This window comes from Micromonospora maritima, assembly GCF_902825405.1.
Classification (GTDB): Bacteria; Actinomycetota; Actinomycetes; order Mycobacteriales; family Micromonosporaceae; genus Micromonospora; species Micromonospora maritima.
In genome coordinates this window covers 1-6,611 of sequence record NZ_CADEAU010000308.1, presented here as the reverse complement: position 1 = coordinate 6,611, position 6,611 = coordinate 1, and the positions used below count along the sequence as shown (strand labels likewise).

Genomic DNA, 6,611 nt, shown 5'->3' with positions numbered 1-6,611 from the left:
ACCAGCGGCCGCGCGGCCGACGCGCTGGCCGAGCACCGGACCACCATCGAGGCGTACGAGAAGCTCTGCGCGGACCTCGGCCAGGACCCGGCCGACGTGCCGCTGGGCACGCCGCCCGGCGCCGAGTGCAGACCGCTGATGGTCTGCGCGACCAGGTCCAGGTTCTTGGCGTCGGCGGAGCCGATCGCGTAGACGATGGTGGCGGTGCCCTCCTTGAGGTTCAGGTCGGCCGGGCCGATCGCGACGGTGTCGGTGCCGGCGAGCACCACGTCCGCCTTCACGGAGCCGGCGGCCACGTCGGCCTTGGCCTCCTTCGGGTTGGTCAGCCCTTCGAAGACCGGCTTGCCACCGGCCCGCACGTCGACGGCCGGCGCGGCGGCGGTGTGCCGGACGATCAGCCGGGCCTTGCCCGCGCCCACCTTGGACACGTCGTTGACGAACGGGGTGATCTGCGGCTTGCCGTCGGCGCTGAGGTGGGCGGCGAGGCTGATGTTCGCCCCACCCGGCACCTCGGCGTCGTCGACCTTGAGGATGGCCTTGTCGATCGCCTCACCGGGCTTGGTCAGGGCGATGTCGTACTCCCCCTCGGGCAGGGTGAGCGGGCCGGCCACGTCGCCGGGCTTGAAGTTGTCGAGCGTCTTCTTGCCGTTGACGTACACGTCGACGGGGGTGTCCGGGATGCCGTGCACCACGGAGACCTTCGACGAGGCGGCGTAGGCCGGGCTCATGGTGGCGGCGCCGACACCGGCGAAGGTGAGGGCGGCCACCGCGCCACCCGCGGCGACCCGACGGAACATGGCGAGCTGCATTGTCTGCCTCCTGGTAGTTGGTGCTGATTCGTCAGGCCTGGCTTGCAGAACGGGTTACGCCGGCTCCCTCGCCCCCGGATGCGCCCCGGATCGGATTTCTTTTTCCGGTCCGGGACGCATCCGCCGCGCCTCCCCGCGACGAAGGAAGGGGTGACGAGGGTCGTGCCGGGCGGACCGGGAGAGTGGGGCGGGGGCGGTGGGAGTTACAGTCGGGCATGCCCCACGGAAGGCGAGCCGCCCGGTGACGGCGGCCAGGCAGGGCCCCGAACCGTCGGTCGAGGACGACCTCGCGACGCGGTTCCGCGACGGCGACGAGGCCGCCCTGCGAGAGGCGTACGACCGGTTCGGCCGAGCGGTGCTGCACCTGGCCACCACGACGCTTGTCAACCGGAGTGACGCCGAGGACGTGACCCAGGCGACGTTCGTCGCCGCCTGGCTCGGCCGGGAGACGTTCGACCCGGCGAAAGGCTCACTGATCGGCTGGCTGCTCGGCATCGGGCGACGCAAGGTGGTCGACCGGATCCGGGCCTCGGCCCGGGAGACCCGGGTGGTCGAGACGGTGAAGCAACTGCCCGAGCCGGTGGACACCGGCCCCGATCCCGACACCGTGGTCGACCGGCTGGTGGTCGCCGACGAGCTGGCCCGACTGCCGGACGAGCAACGCCGGATGCTGGAGCTGGCGTTCTACGACGACCTGACGCACCAGCAGATCTCGACCGTGACCGGAGTGCCGCTCGGCACGGTCAAGAGCCACATCCGGCGCGGCATGCAGAGCCTGAAACGCAGATGGGAGGTGGACGGTGCAGCACCTGGACCACGACCGGCTGGTCTTTCTGGCGCTCGGTGAGAGTGAGGCGGCCGACGGAGAATCCACCCATCTCGTCGCCTGCGGGCACTGCCGCGGCGAGCTGGAGTCGCTCCAGCACGTCGCCGGACTCGGCGCCGGCACCCAGGGCCTGACCGACCTGCCCGATCCGCCGGAGCACGTCTGGCAGGGCATCGTCGCGGAGATCCGGGCCGCCGAGGAGCTGCCCACGTTGGCCGACCGGCGTCCACCGCGCGGCGGTGGCCAGGTCGCGGTGGAGGACCGTCCGGTCACCACGGCCCGTCGGCGGCGTGGGCGCCGCTGGCCGGGCTGGGCGACCACCGCGGTCACCGCCACCGCCGCCGCGGTGATCGGTGTGGCCGGGACTGCCGCCGTGCTCGGCACCGGTGGCGACGAACCCGCGCCGCAGCCGACGGTGCTGGCCAGCGCGCCGCTGGCCGCGTTCGGGGCGACCCCGAAGGACGCCGCCGGCGACGCCCGGGTGCTCGGTGACAACCAACTGCACCTGCACGTGGCGAATCTCCCGAACGTTCCGGGGTACTACGAGGTCTGGCTGATCGATCCCAAGACGATGGACATGTTCTCGGTAGGTACGCTGAGCAACGGATCGGGGGACGCGCTGCTGCCCATCCCTCCGAACGTCGACCTGCGCACCTACTCGGTGGTCGACATCAGCGCCGAGCAGTACGACAACAACACCCGCCACTCCGGCGACAGCCTGTTGAGGGGCACCCTGACGGGCTGATCGGCGGGCCGGCTCAGCTCCCCGGCCCGCCGATCAGCTCCCGAAAGAAGAAGGCCGCCGCCCGGTGCACCGGGCGGCGGCCTTCCTTCGTGACCCGGGGGTCACTTCCGCTTGCGGATCTCCTCGGCGGCCTGCGGCACGATCTTGAACAGGTCACCGACCACGCCGTAGTCGGCCAGCTCGAAGATCGGCGCCTCGGCGTCCTTGTTCACCGCGACGATGGTCTTCGAGGTCTGCATGCCGGCCCGGTGCTGGATCGCGCCGGAGATGCCGAGCGCGACGTAGAGCTGCGGGGAGACGGTCTTGCCGGTCTGACCGACCTGGAACTGGTGCGGGTAGAAGCCGGAGTCGACCGCCGCGCGGGACGCGCCGACCGCGCCGCCGAGCAGGTCGGCCAGCTCCTCGACCAGCTTGAAGTTGTCGGCGTTGCCGACACCGCGACCGCCGGAGACGACGACCGACGCCTCGGTCAGCTCGGGGCGGGAGCCCTTCTGCTCGGCGACCCGCTCGACGACCTTGGCCAGCTTGTCCGCGTCGGTGACCGACACGGTGAGCTGCTCGACGGCCGGGGTGGCCGCGGCCGGGGTCGGGTTGAGCGAGTTGGGCCGGACGGTGACCAGCGGCAGGCCCTTGGTGACCTTGGACTTGACGATGGTGGAGCCGGCGAACGCGACCTGGGTCGCGGTGCCGTCGGCGTCCAGGGCGACCACGTCGGTCAGGATGCCGTTGTCCAGCTTGACCGCGAGGCGGGCGGCGATCTCCTTGCCCTCCTGCGACGAGGCGAGCAGCACGGCGGCCGGCTGTACGCGCTTGACCAGCTCGGCGACCACGGTGGCCTTCGGCGCCACCAGGAAGCCGTCGATCTCCTCGCCCTCGGCGGCGTAGATCTTCTCCGCGCCGTACTCGCCCAGCTTGGCGCTCAGCGCCTCGGCGGCGCCGGTGCCGCCGAGCACCACCGCGCTCGGCGTGCCCAGCTCGCGGGCGAGGGTGAGCATCTCCAGGGTGACCTTCTTGACGCCGAATTCCTTGGTGGCTTCGACGACGACGAGAACCTCAGACATGTCCAGACCTCTCACACGAACTTCTCGGTGGCGAGGAACTCGACCAGCTTGACGCCGCCCTCGCCCTCGTCGGTGATCTTCTCGCCGCCGGAGCGCGGCGGGCGCTTCGCGTGCTCGACCACGGCGCTGGTGGCGCCGTCGAAGCCCACCTCGGCCGGGGCCACGCCCAGGTCGCCCAGGGAGAGCGTCTGCACCGGCTTCTTCTTGGCGGCCATGATGCCCTTGAAGGACGGGTAGCGCGGCTCGTTGATGGTGTCCCAGACGGACACGACGGCCGGGGTCGAGGCGGTGACCACCTCGTAGCCCTCCTCGGTCTGCCGCTCGGCGGTCAGGGTCGAGCCGTCGACGGTGAGCTTGCGCGCGCCGGTCAGGGCGGCGACACCCAGCCGCTCGGCGATCATGTGCGGCATGACCTGGACCCGACCGTCGGTCGACTCGGCGCCACAGATGACCAGGTCGGCGTTGAGCTGCCCGAGGGCGGCCGCGAGCACCTTCGAGGTGGCCACGGCGCAGGAGCCGTGCAGCGCGTCGTCGACGACGTGGACGGCCTTGTCCGGCCCCATGGAGAGCGCCTTGCGGATCGACTCGGTCGCCCGGTCCGGACCCATGGTCAGGATGGTGACCTCGCCGCCGTGCGCCTCCTTGATCTTCAACGCCTCCTCGATGGCGTACTCGTCCATCTCGTTGATGACGTTGTTCGCCGAACCGCGGTCGACGGTGTTGTCGTCTGAACGCAGGTTGCGGTCCGCGCCCGAATCGGGCACCTGCTTGACGAGTACGACGATGTTCATCGCGCTTCGACGACCCTCCTGTTTGGTGTAGCGATCACTCGCCCGGTCACGGGCGCAGCCTCCCGCGTGACTTAACGGTCGGTCAACCGCAGGGTGCTGTGCACTTGCCCACGACGCAATGTTACCCGCAAGTAGCATCGCCACCCCGGGGGCCCGGAGTGACGCAGCTCACCGCGCCCGGACCGTGCCGTCACGCCGGCTCGGCCAGCGCCCGCCTGATCTTGTCGATGGTCGCGGCCTCGGCCGGTTCGACCCCCCGGTGCGCCTGCGCCACCCGGTCCGCCGCGGCCAGCACCACCGACCGGTACGCCTCGACGTCCGCCGGCGACTTGGCCCGCAGGATCTCCACCGCCCGGCCCAGCGCGGGCAGCACCACGGACTCGATCTCCAACGCGGAGTCCCGGGGCAACTGCGGCAGCGGCCCGGTGGTCAACGCCTCCTTGACCACGCCGCCGACGTCGGCCAGCGCACCGGAGGCGGCGATGCTCTCCCGCACCATGGCCAGCACCCCGGGTACGGCGTTGGAGACCAGGAAGACCGCCCCGAACGCGCCGGTCTTCAGGGTGAGCTGCTCGTCCGCCGTCAACCGGTCCATGATCACGGAGTGTAGACGTAGGGCGTGGTGGTGGTGACCGCAACGAGCCCGAGCCGCTCCAGGATGGGCCGGCTGTCCGGCGAGCAGTCCACCTGCACCAGCGTCTTGCCGCGCTGCTGCGCCAGCCGCGCCCGGTGGGCGACGAGCGCCCGGTAGATGCCCTTCTTCCGCCACTGCGGCAACGTCGAGCCGCCCCACAGGCTGGCGAACCCGGTGCCGGCCTGGTAGCGGATCCAGCCGGCGCTGACCACCGTCTCGCCCGCCTCGGCCACCACGATCGTGATCGACTGCGGGTCGGCCTCGATCTCCCGGGCCAGCGCGTAGACCAGGTGGCTGCGGTCGGCCTGCCAGACCTCCTCCTCCATGGCGGCGATCCGCTCCAGGTCGGCCCGACCGGTGACCTCGCGCAGGCGTACCCCCTCGGGGAGCACCGGGACGGCGGCGGCGAGCGGCGCCACCGGGCCGACCACGACGGTCTCCAGGTCCTCCGGGACGAAGCCGGCGGCGCGCAGCCGGTCGCCGAGGTCGGACGGCTCGTCGTGGCCGGCGAGCTTCCACTCGACCGCCTCGCCCCGGGCCCGGAAGAACTCGACCTGGCGCGCGATCAACGCGTCCAGCTCGGCGCCGGCCAGGCCGTCGAGCGTCCGGTAGGTGAGGAAACCGCGCTGGTCCAGGCCGAGGACGCGGAACAGCGGCCCGTCCCGGTCCACGGTGACCCCGGCCGGCAGCGGGTCGGGCAGCTCCGGACGGATCTGGCTGTCGTAGGCGTCGCGCAGGGCACGCGCGTCAAGATCGGTCATCCCCTCAGGCTAGGCGCGGGGCAAAGCGGATAATCGGCGGCGTGTGGGAGTCGATCAGGCGCTGGTTCGACCCGCGTGAGCTGCGCTCGGTGGGCAGCCCGCCGGACTACCGCTTCTCGCTGGCCAACGAGCGGACGTTCCTGGCCTGGCTGCGGACCGGGTTGGCGCTGGTCGCCGGCGGGTTGGCCGCCGCACAGTTCCTCCCGCCACTGCCGCTGGTGCACCTGCGGGAGGTGCTCGCGGTCGGGTTGCTGCTGCTCGGCGCGACCGTGTCGGTCCGCGCGGTGGACCACTGGGCGCGCACCGAGCGGGCCATGCGGCTGGGCGAGGAACTGCCGGCCTCCCGCTTCCCGGCGGTGCTCGCCCTGGTCGTCGCGCTCGGCGCGCTGGCCCTGGTGGTCGCGGTGCTGCTGCGTGGAACGTCATGAACGAAGACACCGGGCACCGGGATCCCGGCCTTCAGCCGGAACGCACCCGGCTGTCCTGGCGGCGGACGCTGCTCACGCTGACCGCCGTGCTGCTGCTCCAGCTCCGGCCGGCGTTCACCGGCCGGGTCCTCGACGCGGTGCTGGCCGGCGCGGCGGTCGTGGTGTGGCTGACCGTCCTGCTGGCGGACTGGCGTCGAGCCACCGGCGCCGGGCCGCGCCGGCTCGCCCGCTGGTCGATGCCGCTGACCGCGCTGGGCGCGGCCGGGCTGGCCCTGCTCGGCGTCGCGCACGTGCTCGGTGGGGTGCACTGACCGACCCCGGTGCGCCATCATGGGGCATGGCCCGCCTCTACGTGCTGCTCTTCCTGGCCCAGATCGTGCTCGCCGTCTGCGCGCTGATCAGCTGCCTCTCCGCCGAGGACGGGCAGGTCAAGGCGCTGCCCCGGATGGTGTGGGTGCTGGTGATCCTCTTCTTCCCGCTGATCGGCTCGATCGCGTGGTTCGTCGCCGGCCGCGAGCGTCCGGCCGGGCCGGCCGGCGCCGGCGGCGCGACCGCG

10 protein-coding genes are annotated in these 6,611 nt (G+C 72.1%); 5 read left to right on the top strand and 5 right to left on the bottom strand.

What is annotated here, in order from left to right:
- A partial coding sequence (locus tag HUW36_RS22715; RefSeq protein WP_246248284.1) for a DUF4397 domain-containing protein occupies window positions 1-809 on the bottom strand: 809 nt, incomplete at its 3' end.
- Between the two features lie 241 nt (window positions 810-1,050).
- Between HUW36_RS22715 and HUW36_RS22710 the strand changes: the two genes are divergently transcribed.
- Both HUW36_RS22710 and HUW36_RS22705 read left to right on the top strand, forming a co-directional pair.
- Window positions 1,051-1,656, top strand: a complete 606-nt coding sequence (locus HUW36_RS22710; RefSeq protein ID WP_174530030.1) for an RNA polymerase sigma factor — start codon at window positions 1,051-1,053, stop codon at window positions 1,654-1,656.
- Window positions 1,610-2,380, top strand: a complete 771-nt coding sequence (locus HUW36_RS22705) for an anti-sigma factor (RefSeq protein WP_174530029.1) — start codon at window positions 1,610-1,612, stop codon at window positions 2,378-2,380. The genes HUW36_RS22710 and HUW36_RS22705 overlap by 47 nt, the downstream gene beginning before the upstream one ends.
- A gap of 101 nt (window positions 2,381-2,481) precedes the next feature.
- Here HUW36_RS22705 and HUW36_RS22700 read toward each other — a convergent pair whose 3' ends face one another.
- The 4 genes from HUW36_RS22700 to HUW36_RS22685 all read right to left on the bottom strand — a co-directional run bounded on the left by HUW36_RS22700 (window position 2,482) and on the right by HUW36_RS22685 (window position 5,627).
- Window positions 2,482-3,441: an electron transfer flavoprotein subunit alpha/FixB family protein gene (locus HUW36_RS22700; protein ID WP_174530028.1), complete on the bottom strand. Its 960-nt coding sequence runs from the start codon at window positions 3,439-3,441 to the stop codon at window positions 2,482-2,484.
- Between the two features lie 11 nt (window positions 3,442-3,452).
- Entirely contained in the window at window positions 3,453-4,232 is a 780-nt protein-coding gene (locus HUW36_RS22695; RefSeq protein WP_174530027.1) for an electron transfer flavoprotein subunit beta/FixA family protein, read from the bottom strand.
- A 190-nt stretch (window positions 4,233-4,422) separates the two neighbouring features.
- Entirely contained in the window at window positions 4,423-4,827 is a 405-nt protein-coding gene (locus tag HUW36_RS22690) for a hypothetical protein (protein WP_174530026.1), read from the bottom strand.
- A 2-nt stretch (window positions 4,828-4,829) separates the two neighbouring features.
- Window positions 4,830-5,627 carry a GNAT family N-acetyltransferase gene (locus HUW36_RS22685; protein WP_174530025.1) on the bottom strand — a complete coding sequence of 266 codons (798 nt, stop codon included), beginning with the start codon at window positions 5,625-5,627 and terminating at the stop codon, window positions 4,830-4,832.
- 41 nt (window positions 5,628-5,668) lie between these two features.
- Here HUW36_RS22685 and HUW36_RS22680 point away from each other — a divergent pair, with 41 nt between their 5' ends.
- The 3 genes from HUW36_RS22680 to HUW36_RS22670 all read left to right on the top strand — a co-directional run.
- Window positions 5,669-6,055 carry a YidH family protein gene (locus tag HUW36_RS22680; RefSeq protein WP_174530024.1) on the top strand — a complete coding sequence of 129 codons (387 nt, stop codon included), beginning with the start codon at window positions 5,669-5,671 and terminating at the stop codon, window positions 6,053-6,055.
- A complete protein-coding gene (locus HUW36_RS22675) occupies window positions 6,052-6,366 on the top strand; it encodes a DUF202 domain-containing protein (RefSeq protein ID WP_174530023.1) in 315 nt (104 codons plus the stop codon). Before HUW36_RS22680 ends, HUW36_RS22675 begins: the two co-directional genes overlap by 4 nt.
- Window positions 6,367-6,392: 26 nt before the next feature.
- A partial coding sequence (locus tag HUW36_RS22670) for a PLDc N-terminal domain-containing protein (RefSeq protein ID WP_174530022.1) occupies window positions 6,393-6,611 on the top strand: 219 nt, incomplete at its 3' end.

Bases quoted from the DNA above. Each gene is read 5' to 3' on its own strand.
- HUW36_RS22695 (WP_174530027.1), bottom strand. From the start codon at position 4,232: ATGAACATCGTCGTACTCGTCAAGCAGGTGCCCGATTCGGGCGCGGAC.
- HUW36_RS22675 (WP_174530023.1), top strand. From the start codon at position 6,052: ATGAACGAAGACACCGGGCACCGGGATCCCGGCCTTCAGCCGGAACGC.
- HUW36_RS22700 (WP_174530028.1), bottom strand. From the start codon at position 3,441: ATGTCTGAGGTTCTCGTCGTCGTCGAAGCCACCAAGGAATTCGGCGTC.
- HUW36_RS22685 (WP_174530025.1), bottom strand. From the start codon at position 5,627: ATGACCGATCTTGACGCGCGTGCCCTGCGCGACGCCTACGACAGCCAG.
- HUW36_RS22690 (WP_174530026.1), bottom strand. From the start codon at position 4,827: ATGGACCGGTTGACGGCGGACGAGCAGCTCACCCTGAAGACCGGCGCG.